The 19,005-nt window shown below is 63.2% G+C and carries 15 protein-coding genes and 1 tRNA gene; 9 read left to right on the forward strand and 7 right to left on the reverse strand.

Going from position 1 to position 19,005, the window contains the following annotated elements; translation table 11 throughout:
- Window positions 1–7: 7 nt before the first annotated feature.
- Together asp and PG899_RS09985 are read right to left on the reverse strand one after the other, a co-directional pair.
- On the reverse strand, window positions 8–1,882 hold the full coding sequence (gene asp / locus PG899_RS09980; RefSeq protein WP_190284091.1) for a serine protease Asp: 1,875 nt from the start codon (window positions 1,880–1,882) through the stop codon (window positions 8–10).
- Between the two features lie 486 nt (window positions 1,883–2,368).
- Window positions 2,369–2,908 (reverse strand): isochorismatase family protein, encoded by a 540-nt coding sequence (locus PG899_RS09985; RefSeq protein ID WP_158197042.1) that lies wholly within the window; start codon window positions 2,906–2,908, stop codon window positions 2,369–2,371.
- Between the two features lie 236 nt (window positions 2,909–3,144).
- On the opposite strand from PG899_RS09985, the gene PG899_RS09990 reads away from it, so the two are divergent.
- The gene (locus PG899_RS09990; protein ID WP_270697346.1) at window positions 3,145–3,954 is read left to right on the forward strand and encodes a MetQ/NlpA family ABC transporter substrate-binding protein; all 810 of its coding nucleotides are present in this window, start codon (window positions 3,145–3,147) and stop codon (window positions 3,952–3,954) included.
- Window positions 3,955–4,046: 92 nt separating this feature from the next.
- Here PG899_RS09990 and PG899_RS09995 read toward each other — a convergent pair whose 3' ends face one another.
- Window positions 4,047–4,793 (reverse strand): phosphatase PAP2 family protein, encoded by a 747-nt coding sequence (locus PG899_RS09995; RefSeq protein WP_270697356.1) that lies wholly within the window; start codon window positions 4,791–4,793, stop codon window positions 4,047–4,049.
- A gap of 323 nt (window positions 4,794–5,116) precedes the next feature.
- On the opposite strand from PG899_RS09995, the gene PG899_RS10000 reads away from it, so the two are divergent.
- The 7 genes from PG899_RS10000 to dedD all read left to right on the forward strand — a co-directional run bounded on the left by PG899_RS10000 (window position 5,117) and on the right by dedD (window position 13,988).
- Window positions 5,117–6,247: a 4-phosphoerythronate dehydrogenase gene (locus tag PG899_RS10000; RefSeq protein WP_190284094.1), complete on the forward strand. Its 1,131-nt coding sequence runs from the start codon at window positions 5,117–5,119 to the stop codon at window positions 6,245–6,247.
- 142 nt (window positions 6,248–6,389) lie between these two features.
- Entirely contained in the window at window positions 6,390–7,406 is a 1,017-nt protein-coding gene (locus PG899_RS10005; RefSeq protein WP_016351142.1) for an aspartate-semialdehyde dehydrogenase, read from the forward strand.
- 275 nt (window positions 7,407–7,681) lie between these two features.
- Window positions 7,682–9,880, forward strand: coding sequence for a FimV/HubP family polar landmark protein (locus tag PG899_RS10010; RefSeq protein WP_190284095.1), 2,199 nt, complete (start codon window positions 7,682–7,684; stop codon window positions 9,878–9,880).
- A 178-nt stretch (window positions 9,881–10,058) separates the two neighbouring features.
- Window positions 10,059–10,868: a tRNA pseudouridine(38-40) synthase TruA gene (truA, locus tag PG899_RS10015; protein ID WP_190284096.1), complete on the forward strand. Its 810-nt coding sequence runs from the start codon at window positions 10,059–10,061 to the stop codon at window positions 10,866–10,868.
- A gap of 119 nt (window positions 10,869–10,987) precedes the next feature.
- A complete protein-coding gene (gene accD, locus PG899_RS10020; protein ID WP_011706493.1) occupies window positions 10,988–11,851 on the forward strand; it encodes an acetyl-CoA carboxylase, carboxyltransferase subunit beta in 864 nt (287 codons plus the stop codon).
- Window positions 11,852–11,853: 2 nt separating this feature from the next.
- Window positions 11,854–13,113, forward strand: coding sequence for a bifunctional tetrahydrofolate synthase/dihydrofolate synthase (gene folC, locus PG899_RS10025; protein WP_190284097.1), 1,260 nt, complete (start codon window positions 11,854–11,856; stop codon window positions 13,111–13,113).
- A gap of 74 nt (window positions 13,114–13,187) precedes the next feature.
- Window positions 13,188–13,988, forward strand: coding sequence for a cell division protein DedD (gene dedD, locus PG899_RS10030; RefSeq protein ID WP_011706491.1), 801 nt, complete (start codon window positions 13,188–13,190; stop codon window positions 13,986–13,988).
- Between the two features lie 57 nt (window positions 13,989–14,045).
- On the opposite strand, the gene PG899_RS10035 is transcribed toward dedD, so the two are convergent.
- The 3 genes from PG899_RS10035 to PG899_RS10045 all read right to left on the reverse strand — a co-directional run bounded on the left by PG899_RS10035 (window position 14,046) and on the right by PG899_RS10045 (window position 17,384).
- Entirely contained in the window at window positions 14,046–14,390 is a 345-nt protein-coding gene (locus PG899_RS10035; protein ID WP_011706490.1) for a TusE/DsrC/DsvC family sulfur relay protein, read from the reverse strand.
- Window positions 14,391–14,410: 20 nt separating this feature from the next.
- Complete coding sequence (yccS, locus tag PG899_RS10040) at window positions 14,411–16,564, reverse strand: YccS family putative transporter (RefSeq protein WP_011706489.1); 2,154 nt, start codon at window positions 16,562–16,564, stop codon at window positions 14,411–14,413.
- Window positions 16,565–16,727: 163 nt separating this feature from the next.
- The gene (locus PG899_RS10045) at window positions 16,728–17,384 is read right to left on the reverse strand and encodes a Bax inhibitor-1/YccA family protein (RefSeq protein WP_190284098.1); all 657 of its coding nucleotides are present in this window, start codon (window positions 17,382–17,384) and stop codon (window positions 16,728–16,730) included.
- Between the two features lie 183 nt (window positions 17,385–17,567).
- On the opposite strand from PG899_RS10045, the gene PG899_RS10050 reads away from it, so the two are divergent.
- Window positions 17,568–17,655 (forward strand) — tRNA-Ser (locus PG899_RS10050).
- Between the two features lie 71 nt (window positions 17,656–17,726).
- Here the strand turns inward: PG899_RS10050 and PG899_RS10055 are convergent.
- Window positions 17,727–18,941 (reverse strand): MFS transporter, encoded by a 1,215-nt coding sequence (locus tag PG899_RS10055; RefSeq protein ID WP_190284099.1) that lies wholly within the window; start codon window positions 18,939–18,941, stop codon window positions 17,727–17,729.
- Window positions 18,942–19,005 lie beyond the last annotated feature (64 nt).

The following is a 19,005-nucleotide window of genomic DNA, read 5'->3' on the forward strand; positions in this document are numbered from 1 at the left end:
CTTGTGATCATGAGCGGGCGGCATCGTGGCCGATCACCCGCAGGGACCAGTTGAGCAGTTGACCCGGCTGGCTGTTGTTGCGCTCGGTCAGGGTGCTGCGGCGGTTGGTGTTGAGGTCAACCAGCGTCAGCTGGCGGCTGCTGTTGGAGACGTCGGTCACCTCCAGTCGCCACTCGCCCTGGGCCGCTTCGCCATAGAACTTGTGGGAGAGCATGCGCATGTCGCGCAGCCCCTTGGTGCGCACGTAACCCAGCTGCTGCCGGTCGAGGGATTGCCCCACCAGGCTGTTGTTGGGGTTGAGCAGCACGCTGCGGGTGCCGGACGGGGAGACCAGCTCGATCAGCAGGTCGGGCAGGCGCTGATGATCCAGGCTCACCGTGACCTGGACCGCTTCCACGGTCAAGGCTTGCGCCACCTGGGTGCTGGAGCGGGTGGCACTGCTGCCCACATCCGCGATGTTCCCTTCACTGCGTGGCACAGTGACCTTCTGAGCCGGCAATTGCACCAGCGGCGGTAGCGGGGTGTGGTTGGCGGCGGCTGTCAGGGTCTTGTTCACGTCGATGAGACCAAAGCCGTAGGTGGGGCTGTACCAGAGGCCGGCGGCGTTGCGTTCCCACCCTTCCAGGCCGGTGACCTGGCGGGGTTGACCGTTGGCGGCGGTATAACTGACCTGGACCGGCTGCTGGCCGGCATCGATGCGGGTGGCATTGCGGGCCAGCAGATCGCGCAGATCCCGCACCGACAGATCCGGATAGGCGGACATCAGCAGCGCCATGGCGCCCGAGGTGTTGGGGGTGGCCGACGAGGTGCCGTTCATCACGCCGTTGTAGTCGCAGGTGGCATCCAGCTGCGGGTTGTTGTGCAGCCGGTTGGTGCTGGGATCGTCGGTGCGGTTGTAGCCCATGTCGCAGCCGGGCAGATCCGTGGTCACCATGGCCGGCGCATCGGTACCGTACTCCCCGCCGGGGGCGCTCAGGAAGACGTTGCTGCCGACGCTGGAGTAGGAGGAACGCACTCCATCGGCGTTGATGGCGCTCACCACCAGGTTCCAGAAGTTGCTGTTGGAGGGGTCTATGTTGCTGTTCTCGAACGGCAGCTTGGGCAGGACGCCGGTGCGGCTGAACATGTAGTCACCCGCAGCGATGCGGTTGAAGCCGTTACCTGCCGCCTTGATGTAGGCCGCGCCCTGCGCCTGCTGGGTCTGCTGCTCGAACAGGCGATCGAGCTGAACCTGATCCAGCCCGCTGGCGCTTTGCGGATCCACCAGGCTCATGCCGTAGCTCTGGTTGAAGACCCGGTTGTCGGCGGTGGCGGTGCTGCCGCCCAGCGCATAGATCCAGTCTTTCTGCAGCTGCTTGCTGCGCTCATCCAGCAGGTTGAACCCCTGCAGCTGGACACGGGGGGCCACCCCCAGAGTACCTATGCCATTGTCGACCGCCCCGATCAGGCCAGAGACCGAGGTGCCGTGAGCACTGTCCGGATCGGTCGGGGTGGGGTCGCTGCTGCCGGTCACCACATTCTTCGAGCCAGGGCGCACATTGTCGGCCAAGTCCGGGTGGGCGATGGCCAGGCCGTCATCCACCACGGCCACGTTGATGCCCTGACCCTGCACGCCGGTACGGTGTGCCCACCAGAGGTTGAGGTCGTTGCCTGCCACGCCGCCACGGGAGCTGAAGGCATTCTGGCCGCTGTTGAGCAGGTGCCACTGCTGATCCTGCAGCGGGTTGATGCCGGGCAGGCAGCGCGCTGCGCTGCTGCGGCCGGTATCGAGGCCGGCTTCCTTGCCGGTCAATGGGGTGCAACTCTCACTCGCCTGAACTGAAGCGATGGGCAGGGCCGAGAGCAGGGCCGAGATTGCCAACGCTAACGATGTTTTTCTCATTAATAAACTCCATCTTATATCGCACCGTCCTGGGTGCGACTGGCATCTATACACGGGAAAAACAGAGTCAAAAAGCACTCGTTTTGATTCTGAGATAAGGCTCAAAAAAATCCCACAACAAATATTTTACAGACCATGTGGGGGTTCCTGTGAATCCTTTTATGTGGTGTATTGAGAACTTTTCTCAGCTGGATGGTGTTGATATTTATCTTTGTAGATCAACCTATTAGTAACTGTTCGCTAACGTTTGGCGGGACAAGCCGGTACGAAAGGGGGGGGGTGGAGTGGTGCGAAATAGGAGGCGTACCGCGCTGGCGGGGGGCCGCCGAGATCGAAAGCAGAGTGAGGGTCAGTGCAGGCAAGCCACAGGGCGCCAATGGCGCCCTGTGGGATGAAGTCGCTGGTCGGCAGGGGAGGAGATTTGATCAGCGCCAGAATGGCGCGAAACGTCGGATGACCGGATGGAGAGGCCATCCGGCAGGAGGGTTATTTGATCAACGCCAGAATGGATCGAAAGGCCGGATGGCGGCAATCGCCCAGCAGCTCGTAGAGGCACATCTCCACCGAGGTGAGTTCGGCCCCGTGTGCCGCCAGCTTGTGGATGGCGAGCTCCCGGTTGGCGGCGCTGCGCGACGACACCGCATCCACCACCAGCGACACCTGGCTGCCCGCGTCCAGCAGTCCCTGCACCGTCTGGTAGACGCAAATATGGGCCTCGATGCCGCACACCAGCCAGTGGCTGACGCTCTGACGGGCGAGGGCGTCGGCCAGCGCCGGTTCCCCCAGGGCGCCGAAGCTGTGCTTGGGCAGCACAAGATCGCCTGCCTGCATCAGCTGCAGCTCGGGCACGGTAGCCCCGAGCTTGTCCGGGTTCTGCTCCAGCCAGACAACCGGCAGGCCCAGCAGTCTGGCCCCCGCCACCAACTTGGCGGTGTTGGCGATCAGGGCGTCGCTCCCCTCGACCAGACGGGCCAGTTTGCCTTGAATATCGACGACCAGCAGGCCGGTGTTCGTGGTGGTCAGCATGATGGACTCCTTGCTAAGGAATGAAATGGGTAGCCGATGGTGCTCAGCCGCATTGAGTCCTTATATCAAAGGCCGTGATTTTTTATAAATAAGCTTGCCCGGTTTTGTTGCTTGGCGAAGAGAAACGGCTCTGTTATGGTGTGGTCAATTAGCCGTTTGGATGGCTAGATGGTTGCGGTGGTTCAAGCACGGCTCTACCATCGCGCCAGCCGTTGAGATGTTTACAGGGAGTTTTTATGCAGCGTCGTTCCTTCTTTGCCCTTTCCGCCCTGGCCCTGCTGGCCGGCACTCTGCCATTGGCCGCGCTGGCCGCCGATCCGGCCAAACAGGAGATCGTCATCGGCACCACGGTGGGGGATTTTGCCGACATGGTGACCGACTCCATCAAGCCGCAGCTCGAAGACAAGGGTTATCGGGTCAAACTGGTGGAGTTCACCGACTACGTGACCCCCAATATCGCGCTGGCCGACGGCTCGCTCGATGTGAACTGCTTCCAGCACAAGCCCTACCTGAAGAGCTTTGCCAAGGATCGGGGGCTGTCGCTCGCCCCCATCACCCAGGTACCGACCGGCCCCATGGGGCTCTATGCCGGCAAACTGGGAGATCTGAAGGCGGTGAAGGAGGGGAGCACTGTGGCCATTCCGAACGACCCTACCAATCAGGCGCGGGCGCTGCTGATGCTGCAGGATCTGGGCTGGCTGACCCTGAAGGAGGGGATCAACCCGCTCAAGGCGAGCGAGTTCGACGTGGTGCAAAACCCGCACAACCTCAAGCTGGTGTTGCTGGAGGCGGCCCAGCTGCCCCGCTCGCGCGAAGACGTGGACTTCTCGGTCATCAACGGAAACTTTGCCGCCTCAAGCGGCATTCCCTTCAACTCAGGGCTGTTCCTTGAGCGCAGCTACGACTTCATTAACTGGGTGGTGGTAAAAAGTGCCGATGCGGACAAGCCCTTTGCCAAAGACGTGGCAGAGGCCTACAACTCGGCCGCCTTCAAGGCCTATGCCGCCAAGCGCTTCGTCGGCTACAAATACCCCGAAGGGTGGTAGGGAGCGAGTGCCAGCAACTGAGAGGCCAGCATCACAGACTTGTAAAAAAAACGGGCACCCGCGGGTGCCCGTTTTTTTGTGTCGTGCGAATGTCAGTAATGGCGCAGCCACCAGCGGACGGCGAACAGCGCGGTGAGGCTGCCGAGCAGGGCGCTTGCCAGCACATCCAGCGGCCAGTGCATGCCGATCAGCATGCGCGACAGGCCGACACCGATGGCCCACAGCGGCAGCAACCAGGCGCCGGCAGGGGCGCGCGCCAGCCAGATCAGGCCGAAAAACTGGGCCAGGCTCATGGCGGCGATGCTGTGGCCGGAGGGGAAGGCGTAGTTCACCTCTGCCTGCCAGTGGTTGGCGAGCCACTCGGGCAGTGCCAGCAGCTGGCTGGCGGCATGGACCTGCTCGCTGCGCACCTCCACCTTGCCGGCGTAGAACTGCTGGATGGCGGGGATCAGCTGCTGGCTCTCCAGCCACAGCAGGTAGGGGCGGGGCTCCTCGGTCAGATGCTTGATCAGGCTCTTGATGAGCCAGTCGCCGGCCAGCACCGCAAACAGGGCGCCGCCGAGGGCCAGCAGTGCGGGCAGGCTCAGCGTCAGCTTGTGTCGGGTCAGCAGCAGCAGGGCCAGGATGCTGACGGCGATGCCGGGCACATCCACCATGCGGGTGAGGGCGTAGGGCCACCAGAGCCAGTCCGAGTGCAGGGCCTGGCTCATGAACGGTTGCCAGGGCAGGCAGGCCAGCAGGAGCAGCGGCAGGATCAGGGCGGCACTGAAACACAGCACCTGGCGGCGCGGCAGGGAAGAGGCGTGAATCGGCATAAAGGGGCTCGGCAAGGTGCCCATTCCTGGGCAGCAAAAAAAGAGGCGCCATTGTGCCAGCCCAGTCTGGTCGGTCAAGTCGCGCACCGCTCGCTGTAACACGGGGTTACAAATGAGTGTGGTGATGGTCGACCCGACTAGTGCAATCCGGCTGGTGGCGAGGGGAAGCATCCGGGGTTGCCCGTGCAGGCTGCGCCACTCGGTTGAGCAGAGATGAGTCAGCAGCGCGCAGGTTCCCGCCAGAAAGTCGCGGCGGCGACCGCTCATGGATGAATAAGCATCTGAAACTTCGGTCTGTTTGGGCTAGAATGGCGCGCTTGTGGCCGCTAGCGAAGTGAGAGAGCCCGATGAAGATCGTCGTTGATGAAAATATGCCCCACGCCCGTGAGCTGTTTGCCGAATTTGGCGAGGTCATCCCGCTGCCCGGCAGGCAGATGCAGGCGGCGGATCTGCAAGAGGCCGACGTGCTGCTGGTGCGCTCCGTCACCCGGGTGGACGCCGCACTGCTGGCCAGCTGCCCACGACTGGGCTTCGTCGGCACCGCCACCATCGGCACCGATCACGTGGACAAGGGGCTGCTGGCCGAGCGGGGCATTCCCTTCTTTAGCGCCCCCGGCTGCAACAAATATTCGGTCGGCGACTATGTGCTCTCCGCCCTGCTGGTACTGGCCGAGCGCCATGAGCTCAACTTGAGCGAGATGAGCCTCGCGGTCATCGGTGCCGGCAACACCGGCGAGTGTGTGGCCGGCAAGGCCGAGGCGCTCGGCATGCGGGTGCTGCGCTGCGATCCGCCCCGTGCCCGCGCCGCCGAGACCAGCGAGACGGCGCAGTTTGTCGACTACCAGCAGGCCCTTGGCGCCGACATCGTCAGCTTCCACGTTCCCATCACCCATCAGGGGCCGGACGCCACCTTCCACCTGCTGGATGCGGCGCAGATTGCCGCCCGCCCGGCCGGGCAGATCCTCATCAACGCCTCCCGTGGCGAAGTGTGGGACAACCGGGCCTTGCTGGCGCGCCAGCAAAGCCAGGCGCCGCTGCGGCTGGTGATGGACGTGTGGGAAGGGGAGCCGGAGCCGCTGCAGGCCCTGGTGCCCCACACCGAGCTCGCGACCCCGCACATCGCGGGTTACAGCCTGGAAGGCAAGGCCCGCGGCACCTGGATGCTCTATGAGGCACTCTGCCGGCAACTGGGGCGCACGCCGCGCCAGGATCTGCAGAGTTTGTTGCCGACCCCCGAGGTGCGCGAGGTGACACCGGGCCAGCCGGCGGATCAGGCATTGATCAAGCAACTGGTCCACCTTATTTATGACGTGCGCCGTGATGACGCCCGTTTTCGCAACCGACTCGGTGTGGCGGGCAGCTTCGATGAGCAGCGCAAACACTATCCGGAGCGGCGCGAGCTCTCTTCCCTGCAGCTGAAAGGGCCGTTTGCCGGTGCTGCCCTGGCCCGGCTCGGGTTTGTCTGCCAGCCAGACTGAACACTTTACATACTTGAAGGGGCGGGAGCCTTGTCCCGCCCATACCCGGTCTGGCCCGACGCCAGACCAGCTATCAGGCAGGTCCGCCTGCCAGCGGTGATGCCAGCGCGCGTCACCGGCACCATCATAGGAGAGAACAGCAGTGAGTCAGCAATTCAACGTAGCGGTATTGGGCGCCAGCGGCGCCGTGGGCGAGGCGATGATCGAGATCCTGGAAGAGCGTGCCTTCCCGATCGCCACCCTCTATCCGCTGGCCTCCAGCCGCAGCGCCGGCGACACGGTGCGTTTTGCCGGCAAGAACGTCGAGATCCTGGATGTGGAGGAGTTTGACTGGAGCCAGGTGCAGATCGCCCTCTTCTCCGCCGGGGCCGAGGTCTCTGCCAAGTGGGCGCCGATTGCCGCCGAGCACGGCTGCATCGTCATCGACAACACCTCCTGCTTCCGTTACGACGAAGACATTCCGCTGGTCATTCCGGAAGTGAACCCGGATGCGCTGGCCGATTTTCGCAACCGCAACATCATCGCCAACCCCAACTGCTCCACCATCCAGATGCTGGTGGCACTCAAGCCGCTGCACGATGAAGTAGGTATTGCCCGCATCAACGTGGCGACCTATCAGTCCGTCTCCGGCTCCGGCAAGGAGGGGGTGAGCGAGCTGGCCGGCCAGACCGCCCACCTGCTCAACGGTCGTCCGGTGGAGCCGAGCCTCTATCCGCAGCAGATCGCCTTCAACCTGATCCCGCAGATCGACAGCTTCACCGACAACGGCTACACCCGCGAAGAGATGAAGATGGTGTGGGAGACCCAGAAGATCCTGGGGGATGCCAGCATCGCCGTGAACCCTACCTGCGTGCGGGTGCCGGTGTTCTATGGTCATGCCGAGGCGGTCCATGTCGAGCTGCATCAGCCGCTCGACGCCGAACAGGTAAAAGAGCTGCTGCGCAATGCGCCGGGTGTCACCTTGTTTGACGACGAGAACGACTATCCGACCCCGGTGCGCGACGCAACCGGCAAGGACGAAGTGCTGGTGGGCCGGGTTCGCCAGGATATTTCTCACCCCTGCGGTATAAATATGTGGATCGTGGCCGATAACGTTCGTAAGGGCGCGGCGACCAACAGCGTGCAGATTGCCGAACTGCTGGTGCGTGATTACCTCTGATCGTCGGGTCCATTGGCCTGGCGGGGAGGGAAATCCGCCAGGCTGCCAGTCTGTGCACCCATGGGGTGGATGTGACCGGGGGCGCACTCTGTAGCCCCGAGAATTTTTCGCGATATCAACTGATTAAGTTTTTTCCTACACTCAGGGGCAAGTTGGGTGCTAAATGTGTCGGACTGCTGGCTTGCAACCTGAGCCTGATTTATATTGAACCGACTGTTTTGGGGTAACTATCCAGATTTTTCAATGTGATAGGGCCGTCATACGAAGGAACGAATATGGGACATTCCCGCATAACATTGGCAACGCTACTCGCATTGGGTCTGCTGGGCACGGCCCAGGCCGAAGACTCGGCGCGGGAGCCTTTTTTTGTTGAGCTCAAAGGCCCGGACGAGCCGGCTCCGCCCGCCGTCAATTCCCAGCCGCTGGCACAACCCGTCGCCGCTCCCCGCGCCACGTCTCAACCCAGCCGAGCCACGGCCCAGCCGATAGTGCGGCAGGTCGCGAGCAATGCCGGCAGTTATGGCCCCATTCGTCCCACCGACACCCTCTGGAGCCTGGCGAGCAAGTACCGCCCCTCCAGCAGTGTCAGCGTCTACCAGACCATGGTGGCGATCTACGAGAAGAACCCCCGTAGTTTCGCCGATGGCAATATCAACCACATTCTGGTGGGCTCGCGCATCCAGCTGCCCACCACCGCCGAGGCCAGCGTCATCACCGATGCCGAGGCCCGCGCCAAATTCCGCAGTGACAACGCCAGCTGGAAAGGGCTGAGCCCGAAATACCTGGCGAGCAAGCATACCCAGCCGGCCAAGCCGGTGACCACCAAAGCGGCCCCGACCAAGGCGGCCGAGCCGGCCAAACCCGAGGTAGCCAAGGTCGCGCCCGCCAAGGCGGCGCCCATTCCGGCCCCGGCACCCAAGGTGGAGACCCCCCAGCCGGCCACCGAGGTGAAGGCGGTTGCCAAGGCTCCCGAGCCGGTAGCCAGCCAGGCGGCTGCCACCAGCGCCGCCACGGCCAGCGCACCGGCGCCGTTGCCGGCCGATGTCAATCAACCGGTCGGCAAGCCCTCCACCGAGATGGCGCTGGCGCTGGAAGATGCCAATGCCCAGCTCGGCCAAGTCACCGAGATGAACCACAGGCTCAAGCTGCGGCTGCAATCCCTGACCGAAGAGGTGGAGACCCTCAAGGCTCAGTTGCAGGATCAGACCGCGCTGCAAAAAGAGATTGCCGAGCTCAAGGCCAAGCCGGTTCCGCCGGTGGCACCGGCCCCCGAGCCCAAGCAGAACTGGCTGATGGACTTGCTCTCCTCGCCGCTCAACCTGGCCATGATCATCCTGTTGCCGGTACTGCTGGTGCTGGCATTGGTGACCCTGTGGCTGCGGGCGCGGGCCCGTCGCGAGCTGGAAGAGCAGGAGAAGAGCCTGTCCGAATCCACCGCCATGGTGATGGATCAGGAGAGCAGCGAATTTGACGAGCTGATGACGGTCGGCATCACCGACGACGAGCCGGTACGACCGCGCCCGGATCTCAACACGCCGGATGGCTACATGGCGGTGGAAGAGCCTGCCGCGCCGGCCGATCTGGTGTTCAGCGACGACGGCGAGATGGATCTGGCCAGCTTCGATGCCGAGCCGGCCCCGCCCGCCAAGGCCGCCATCCGGGATCCGGATCTGGTGCCCGAGCTGGATCTGGCTCATGACGAGTCCATCACCCTCGACACCGAGCCGGATCTGGACCTTGCCAGCGAATTCAATCCCAAGCCCAAGGCTGGCAACGAGATCATGAGCGAAGAGGAGCTGCAGGCAGCCCTGTTCGCCGAACTGGACGCGGATCTGGAAGCCGATCTGGCGCTGGACGGCAGCGATGACGGTCAGCCCGATGCCGACCCCATGGTCAGCGACGAGGATCTCGCCTCCTTCGATTTGAGCGACTTCGAGACCGCCTTTGCCGAGCCGGGTGCCGACAAGACGGCCAGTGCCACAGCCGATGCCAGTGCCGATGAGCTGCTGGCGGAGCTGGGGCTGGAGCCCGAACCGACCAAGGGGAAACAGGAGGCCGCTACGGATCTGGAGTGGGATCCCAACGAGCTGGCCCTGGCCGATTTCGAGGATGCCTTCGCCGAGGTGGAGTCCCATCCGGGCGAGGTGAAGCCACGGGAGCAGGCCCAGGAGAGTGGCTATGTCGAGATCGACAAGCTGCTGGCCGAGGCAGACGCTACCACCACCGAGCAGGAACCTTATCAGGGCTTCTCGCTGGACGTGGGGCTGGATGGCTTCCCCGAGGTGCTGCCGGAGTCCACCGGGTTTGACGTGGATGCCGACGATGGCGGTGTGGGTGCCAAGCTGGATCTGGCTCGTGCTTACCTGGAGATCGACGACAAGGATAGCGCCCGCGAACTGCTGCAAGAAGCGGCGGAGCAGGGCACCGAGCATCAACGGGCCGAAGCCGAGAAGCTGCTCAAGCGCCTTGGCTAGAGAGCCAGCGCATAGTGGTGAAAGCAGGGGCAGCCGATGGGCTGCCCCTTGTTTTTGGCTTCTGTGTTTTGGCGCCTGGTCTGGCCTGGGCGCTGCTATTTGGGATTTTTGAGGCGAGACGCGTATAATCCGCCACGTTTCGTTCATCGCCCCTTTTCATCAGAAGACAAGTTTATCCATGCGAATTGCCCTAGGTATTGAATACGATGGCAGCCGGTATTTCGGCTGGCAGCGTCAGCGCGAAGTGATCAGCGTACAGGAGGAGCTGGAAAAGGCCCTCAGCCGGATCGCCAATCACCCCGTCTCCATCCAGTGCGCAGGGCGCACCGATGCCGGTGTCCACGCCACCGGCCAGGTGATCCACTTCGATACCGATGCGAATCGCGCCGAAGGGGCCTGGACCCTGGGCCTCAACTCCAACCTGCCGCCGGACATCGCCGTGCGCTGGGTCAAGCAGGTGGACGAGGGGTTCCATGCCCGCTTCAGCGCCACCGCCCGTCGCTACCGCTACGTCATCTACAACCACAACTACCGGCCGGCCATCCTTGGCAGTGGCGTCAGTCACTACTACGAAACAATCGATGCCGATCTGATGCACCAGGCGGGCCAGAGTCTGCTCGGAGAGCACGACTTCAGCACCTTCCGGGCCGTCGCCTGCCAGTCCAACACCCCCTGGCGCAATGTGACGCACCTGTGTGTCAGCCGCTCCGGCCCCTACATCGTGCTCGACATCAAGGCCAACGCCTTCCTGCACCACATGGTGCGCAACATCACCGGCTCCCTGCTGCTGGTGGGGCAGGGGCTCCAGCCGGTGGAGTGGATTGCCGAGGTGCTGGCAGCCCGGGATCGCAACCTGGCGGGCCCGACTGCCAAGGCGGGGGGACTCTATCTGGTGGACGTGGATTACCCGGCGGAGCTGGGGTTGCCGCGGATGCCGCTGGGCCCGTTGTGGCTGCCGGACTCGGCACCGGGTACGACCAGTTTTTAGTAACTGGCCCCGAAAATTTGTGGTTTAATGATCCGTCATTTATTGCCATCGAGCTATTAAGTCATTGAACAATCTAGGCTCGATGCGTTTTGTCAGGCACAAAAGCATTAAGGAATTCCATGAGCTGGCTTGAGAAGATCCTTCCCAAGAGCAAGATCACTACACCTCGTCGTCACAACATTCCGGAAGGGGTGTGGACCAAGTGCAGTGCTTGTGAACAGGTGCTCTACCGGGCAGAGTTGGAGCGCAATCTCGAAGTGTGCCCCAAGTGTGATCATCATATGCGCATCAGCGCCCGTGCCCGTCTCGAGAGCTTTCTCGACGAGCAGGGCCGCACCGAGATCGGTGCCGAGCTGGAGCCGCAGGATGTCTTGAAATTCAAGGATTCCAAGCGCTACAAGGATCGTTTGTCTGCCGCCCAGAAAGAGACGGGAGAAAAAGATGCGCTGGTGGTGATGAAAGGGACCCTCAAGGGGGTGCCGGTCGTCGCCTGTTCATTCGAGTTCTCCTTCATCGGTGGCTCCATGTCCTCCGTGGTGGGGGCCCGCTTCGTGCGCGCCGTCGAGGAGAGCATCAAGGAAGGTCGCGGTCTGGTCTGTTTCTCCACCTCGGGTGGTGCCCGCATGCAGGAGGCGCTGTTCTCCCTGATGCAGATGGCCAAGACCAGTGCGGCGCTGGACCGTCTGTCCAAAGCCGGCCTGCCCTATATCTCCGTGCTGACCGACCCCACCATGGGTGGCGTCTCCGCCAGTCTGGCCATGCTGGGTGACATCAACGTGGGCGAGCCCAAGGCACTGATCGGCTTTGCCGGCCCGCGCGTCATCGAGCAGACCGTGCGCGAGAAGCTGCCGGAAGGTTTCCAGCGCTCCGAGTTCCTGCTGGAGAAGGGCGCCATCGACCTCATCATCGATCGCCGCGAGATGCGCAACCGTCTGGCCAGCCTGCTCGCCAAAATGCTGAATACTCACGTCATCGAAGAGTGAAGATGAGTTCCAACATGCAACAATCCCAAAGCCGGTCGCTGGTCGACTGGCTTTCTTATTTGGAGCAGATCCACCCGGTCAACATCGACATGGGGCTGGATCGGGTCGGCGCCGTGGCCCGCCGCATGGGCTTAACCCACCTGCCGTTCAAGGTGATCACGGTGGCGGGCACCAACGGCAAGGGCTCCAGCTGTGCCATGGCGGCCAGCATACTGATGGAAGCCGGCTACCAGGTCGGTGTCTACTCCTCTCCCCATCTGCTGTGCTTCACCGAGCGGGTGCGGATCAACGGGGCCGAACTGGCCGACAGCGATCACTGCACCGCCTTTGCCGAGGTGGAAGCGGCCCGCGGCGAGATTGCGCTTACCTTCTTCGAGTTCGCCACCCTGGCGGGCTTGTGGCTGTTCCGGCGCGCCGCGCCCGATGTGCTGCTGCTGGAAGTGGGGCTGGGCGGCCGGCTCGATGCCACCAATGTGGTGGAATCCGATGTCGCCATGATCACCTCCATTGCGCTCGATCACTGCGACTGGCTCGGGGATACCCGCGAGGCGGTGGCAGTGGAGAAGGCGGGAGTGTATCGCGCCGGCAAACCCGCCATCAGCGGTGAGCCCAATCCGCCCGTCACCATCGCCAGCGAGGCTGCCCGCCTCGGCGCCTGCCTGCGTCAGGTCGGCATTGATTTTCGTGGTGATGAGCACGCCAGCGGCTGGGATTATCACGGCCTTCATCAGTGGCGAGACCTGCCCAAACCGGCCCTGCCGCTGATGAACGCGGTCACAGTGCTGGCCGCGCTGGAGTCCCTCGGCCTGCCGCTGCCGGAAGAGGCTATTCGGCAAGGGCTGGCCAATGCCAGGCTGGCCGGGCGGATGCAGCAACTGCAAAGCGCGCCGCTGGTCATCGTCGATGTGGCCCACAATCCCCATTCGGCAGCCTACCTGGCAGCCCAGCTGCGCAAGATGCCCTGCACCGGCGTGCGCCGCGCCGTGGTCGGCATGCTCAAGGACAAGGACATGGCGGGGTCGCTCGCCGAGCTCGATGGCCTCATCGGTGAGTGGTATCTGGCCAGCCTGACCGGCCCGCGGGCGGCGAGCGGGGCCCAACTGGCGGCCGCCCTTGGCAGCGAGCGGGGGCCGGCGACTACCTTTGACAGCGTGGGGCAGGCCTATGCTGCGGCGTTGGCCGCATCGAGTCCTGATGATATGGTCATTGTGTTTGGTTCGTTTTACACTGTTGCCGACATTCTGGCGGGTGTCGCCGTCTAGGTCACACCCCGGCTCCCCGGCCCTCTGGCGGGGAGCCAAATCGCATATTGAGTTACGTAAAGGTAGGATTCAACTTGGCCTCTAAGTTTCAAAACCGTCTGGTGGGCACCGTCATCCTGGTGGCCCTGGTTGTCATTTTTCTGCCGGATTTGATGGACGGCCACAAGCTGGAGCAGAAGGAAGAGGCGTTTGCCAAGATCCCGCTGCGCCCGGAGCTGGAGCCCGCCAAGCCAGCCTTGCAGGTATCGGCCGCCAGCACCTTGCCGGCGGAGCACCTTGCCAGCCAGCAGCAGGCCTCTGCTGCCCAGCAGTGGCAGGTGGAAGAGGTATCTGAGCCGGTAACCCTGGGGGCCAAGCAGGGCCAGCCGCCGGTGCAGCAACCGGCCGCCAAGCCGGTGACCCAGCCCGTCACTCCTCCTGTGGTCAAGCCCCAGCCCAAGCCTGAAGTGATCGCCAAGAAACCGGTGGAGCAGCCCAAGCCCAAGGTGGTGCCGCCCAAGCCGGTCGAGGTGCAAAAACCGGTTGAGAACAAGCCGCAGGCGGGCCAGATCAAGTCGATGGACGATCTCATCGCCAGCAAGATGGGACAACCGACCACAACGACAGCCCCGGCGCCTGCCGCTACTGCGCCGGCCCAGGGCAGCTGGATCCTGCAGCTCGGCGCCTTCAAGAACGTCGACAGCGTCAATGCGCTGGTGGGCAAGCTGCGGGCTGCGGGCTACTCGGCGCACACCTCGCCACGCACGCCGGTCCAGGGTCAGCTCAACCGGGTCTTCATCGGGCCGGATGTCTCCAAGGCCAAGCTGCAGGGCATGCAGAGTCGCATCGGCCAGATGACCGGCTTGAGTGGTTCCGTGGTGGCTTACAACCCCTAAGAGGGTCGACAAGGTAAAAAAATACCGCGCTGCATCTTGGATGAGCGCGGTATTTTTTTAGATGCATTTCACCGGTTTGGGCAGGCCGCCAATCTTGGTGGCCTGCTTGGCGGGGCCTTCCGGGAACAGCTTGTAGAGGTAGCGGCTGTTGCCCTTCTCGGGGCCGTACTGCTTCTCCATTGCCTTGACCAGGGCGCGGATGGCGGGGGAGGTGTTGAACTCCAGATAGAAGGCGCGTACGAAGCGCACCACTTCCCAGTGCGGCTCCTCCAGCACGATACCTTCCTGCTCGGCCAGTACCAGTGCCAGCGCCTCGCTCCAGTCGTTGCTGTTGAGCAGATAACCCTTGGCATCGGTTTCGATGAGTTGGCCGTTGAATTCCAACTGGTGATGCTCGGACATGGTGGGCTCCTTGTGGCCTGTCAGGATTGGGCGGGCATGGTAGCGCCTTGTTCCCGGGTGAGCAACCGGCTCTCGTTGGCCAGGGTGAGCAACTCATCCGCCAACTGGCTGATGAGGTTGAGCTGCTGGGTCAGCATCAGCTGCTCCTCGCTGCTGTCCGGGGTGATGACCGGGCACTGCCCCTCGATCTGCTCCGGCATCTCTCCCGCCAGGTGGCCGGCAGCCCGCTCCAGGGTGTGGCTCAGGTGACGGCTGATCTCGTCCAGCTCGCCGATGGCCTCCAGCTTGTCGCGATGGGCCCCCAGTGCCGAGATGTAGGAGAGCAGGGCGTGGTTGCGCCAGGTGAGGGTGAAGCAGAGGTCGAGAAAACGGCGGCGCTTTTGCGGCTCCACCAGCATGCTCTGCCAGGCCATGGCCAGCTCGCTGTCTGCCAGATGGGCGCTCTTGCGCGCTACCCGGTAGTCGATGGACTCATCCCGCTGCTGTTGCAGGCTGGCGAGCACCGCCGAGAGATAGCGGGCGTTGGCGGAGAGTGAATTGGCGATCAGGGTTGGCAGCCGCTTGTACTGCCAGTCCGGCCACAGCCAGGCCACCAGGGCGTAGGAGAGCAGGCAGCCGAGGAAGGTATCGAGCATGCGCGGCCCCAGGATGGCGAAGCCGATGCCGTCCAGCAGGTTGAACGCCATCAACACGTAGAGGGTGATGAAGCAGACCGCGGCGCTGTAGTTGCTGCGCACCTGGGTGAAGAAGAGGAAGGCGGCCAGCCCCATCACCACCAGCTGTACGTGCAATTCCGGGAACAGCCAGAGCACCGGGATCCCCACCAGCAGGCCGGCGAAGGTACCGAGCATGCGCTGTACCAGCCGGCGACGGGTGGCGCTGTAGCTCGGCTGACAAACGAACAGTACGGTCAGCAGGATCCAGTAACCCTTGTCCAGGTGGAACGCCTGCAGGATGCCATAGCCCACCACCAGCCCGAGCGACAGCCGCAGGGCATGGCGAAACACCATGGAGTTTGGGGTCAGGTGCTGTTTGAGCTGGGTCAGCAGTGGCAGGCGGGCGGGGCGGGCCAGGGGCGGCAGGCTCTGCGGGGCCTGCTCGGGATTTTGCAGCTCTTCGGCGCTTTGCAGCAGCTGGTTGATGCTGGCCAGATTGCGGCGCAGAAACTTCATCGGCGTCAGCAGGGTTTTCGGGTAGTGCTGCTTGAGGTGGGTGAACTCCAGCTGATCGCCGAGGGCCTCCAGCGTCCAGTGGATGCGCTTGTTGTGGGCATAGGGCTTGTGCACCAGGATGGCGTAGCCGAGCCGCTGACACGCCTCGGAGAGCTGCAGGAACACCTCCTGAAAGCCGTCAAGCACGATACCCTGCTTGAGCTCGGCCTCCAGCTTGCTGTAGGGATAGTGGCTGGAGGTGGCCCGCTCGTGGATCTCCAGCGCCAGCAGGTAGAGGCGCAGCAGGCTGGCCAGCTCGGGGGAGGCCCGGTGACGGGTGCTGAGGCGGGCGTTGAGCGCCGACTTGGTGAGCGTCAGGGCGTTGACCAGGTTGATGTTGAGCTGGGCCAGGTTGTGACGAATGGCCTGGGCGCCGTGCTCGTCGGCCGGAAAGAAGCGGGATTTTTCCAGCAGATAGCGGGAGAGGGCAAAGTAGCTTTGGGCCAGCTGTTCGTGCAGGGTTTTGTAGGGCAGCAGCCAGAGCCAGACCAGCGATACCAGGCCATACCAGAGTGCCCCGGCGCCGAGCGCCAGCGGCTGATAGAAGAGATCCGGCGCCTTGGCGGCCCCCAGCATGGTGTAGATGGCGATGAGCAGGGAGCCGAAGCTGATGGTGGCGTAGCGCTGACCGAGCGCCCCCACCATCACGAAGATAAAGGTGGAGCCCGCCAGCCCCAGGGCGAACAGCCAGGGCGTGGGGAAGAGGTACTGCACGCACAGGGAGGCGAACAGGAAGCAGAGCAGGGTCATGGCGAGGTTCTTGACCCGGCCCCACAGACTGTCGTCGGTCTCGGCGATGGCACCGGCCACCACCCCGAGGGAGAGCAGCACGGTGAGCTGGATGTCGCCGGTCGCCAGGGTGAAGGCAAGCAGCCCCATGATTGCCAGCAGTACCTTGAGGGCGAAATAGATATGACTGTCAGTCAGCAAACGGCGCAACAGGCCAGAGAAATCCATGGGCATGGGAGAGCACAACCCTTGAGCGAAACGAAAACCAGAGCATAACCGGTCAACAACGAAACGGCCCTGATTTGGATCAGGGCCACTTCGCTTCATATCCTTGATTTACAACTTATCCTGACAGAAACAGGAGCCAATAAAAACCCCGCCGAAGCGGGGTGTTTGATTAGTTGCGGTTGCCGCCAAGCAGACTCAGCAGGCCCAGGAAGATGTTGTAGATGGAGACGTACAGGGTGACGGTAGCGGAGATGTAGTTGGTCTCGCCGCCGCGCACGATCTGCTGGGTGGTCAGCAGGATGGCGCCGGAGGAGAACAGCATGAACATGGCGGACAGGGCCAGGCTCAGGGCGCTCATCTGCAGGAAGATGTTGGCGATCATGGCCACCAGCAGTACCCAGAAACCGACGAACAGCATGCCGCCGATGAAGGAGAGGTCACGCTTGGTGGTCAGGGCATAGGCCGACAGACCGAAGAAGGTGAGCGCGGTGCCGCCGAGCGCGGTCATCACGATCTCGCCGCCGCCATTGTTCATGTACATGTTGATGATGGGGCCGAGGCTATAGCCCAGCAGACCGGTCAGGGCGAAGGTGAACACCAGCCCCATGCCGTTTTCGCGATTTTTCTCGGTCAGGAACATCAGACCGTAGACGCCGATGAGGAAGATGGCCCAGTGCAGGGGCGGCATATTCATCACGGTGGCTACCCCGGCCACCACGGCAGAGAAGCCAAGAGTGAGGGAGAGCAGCATATAGGTGTTGCGCAGTACCTTGTTGGTATCGCGCGCGGCACTCTGGGTGCCGGTATAGATAGAACGGGTATCCATCTTGGGTGTCCTCTTGATTTCCGGGGTGAGGCGGCAATCCGCCTCGTTAACGCATTGTATGCACTGAATGTCGGGATGACGAGCGCTGATTTCAAGCCCCACCCCAGCCTGTTGCCCCCTACTATCCCAAATCAAATATGTATTGCATATGAACAAGGGGCTGACGTAGTATGCACGCCGTTCGGAGGGGTGGCAGAGCGGCTGAATGCACCGGTCTTGAAAACCGGCGATGGGCGACCATCCGTGGGTTCAAATCCCACCTCCTCCGCCATCTTTAGAAAAGCCCCGGCAACCAACTTGGTTGCCGGGGCTTTTTGCTATCCGGGTGCCGGTGTTTTCGGATCATGACGTTGTGGTGGATGTTGGCGGCTGGTGTTTATTGAGTACCAGCAGGGTGAGCAGGCAGCAGGCGGCGCCGGCGTAGAAGGTGAAGGCGGGGCCCAGATGGTCCCACAGCAGGCCGGCCAGCAGGCTGGCCAGCAACATGGCGAGGCCGCAGACGAGGTTGAAGAAGCCAAATGCGCTGCCGCGCAGATCCGCCGGGGCCGTGGCGGCCACCATGGCGGCCAGCAGCCCCTGGGTCATTCCCATGTGAATGCCCCACAGCATCACCCCTGCCAGTAGCACGCCCCAGTGGGTGCTGGCCGCCAGCACCAGATCGGCGGCAATCAGCACCAGCAGTCCCCAGATGAGCAGGGTGCGGTGACTCATGCGATCCGAGAGGCGGCCGAACGGGTAGGCGCTGAGGGCATAGACCAGATTCATCGCCACCATGACCAGCGGCACCAGCGCCAGCGCCATGCCGCTTTGCTGGGCACGCAGCACCAGAAAGGCTTCGCTGAAGCGGGCCAGGGTAAACAGGGCGCCGATCAGCAGCACCCAGCGATAGGGTTTACCCAGCCGGCGCAGGTTGTCGCGTCGCAGGGGGTTGCGGCGCTCGCACCGGCCGCTCTCTTTGGGTTCCCGCAGGCCGATGGCGAGCAGGGCGACCGAGGCCAGCCCAGGAATGACCGCCAGCCAGAAGATGGCGCGAAAATCATCGTGCCAGAGCAGCATTAATCCGACGGCCAGCAGTGGTCCCAGCAGGGCACCGACCGTGTCGAGGGACTGGCGCAGGCCAAAGGCGGCGCCGCGCAGCTCAAGGGGGGTGAGGTCGGCGACCAGCGCATCACGGGGGGCGCCCCGAATGCCTTTGCCAATTCTGTCCAGCAGGCGGGCGGTCAGTATCAACCCGCAGCCAGTGGCGATGGCGAACAGCGGCTTGGTCAGGGCTCCCAGCCCGTAACCGAGCAAAGCCAGCCCCTTTCGTCTCCCCAGATAGTCGCTCAAGGTGCCGGAGAAGACCTTGACCATCAGTGCCGTGGCCTCCGCCATCCCTTCGATGAGCCCGATGGTGAGGGCGCTGCTGCCGAGCACCGTCACCATGAACAGGGGCAGCAGGCTGTGGATCATCTCGGACGAGATGTCCATCAGCAGGCTGACGAAGCCCAGCACCCAGACCCCGCGCGGGATCCGGCGGGAGGGAGGGACCGGGTCTTGTCTGTTGCCTGTCGTCATCGGGGGGGAGCCTTGCCTCGCATCAATTCCCACAGAGCATAGCCAGCCCGGCGACCCAGAGGCG

The organism is Aeromonas sp. QDB39, from assembly GCF_027707585.1.
Taxonomy (GTDB): domain Bacteria; phylum Pseudomonadota; class Gammaproteobacteria; order Enterobacterales; family Aeromonadaceae; genus Aeromonas; species Aeromonas hydrophila.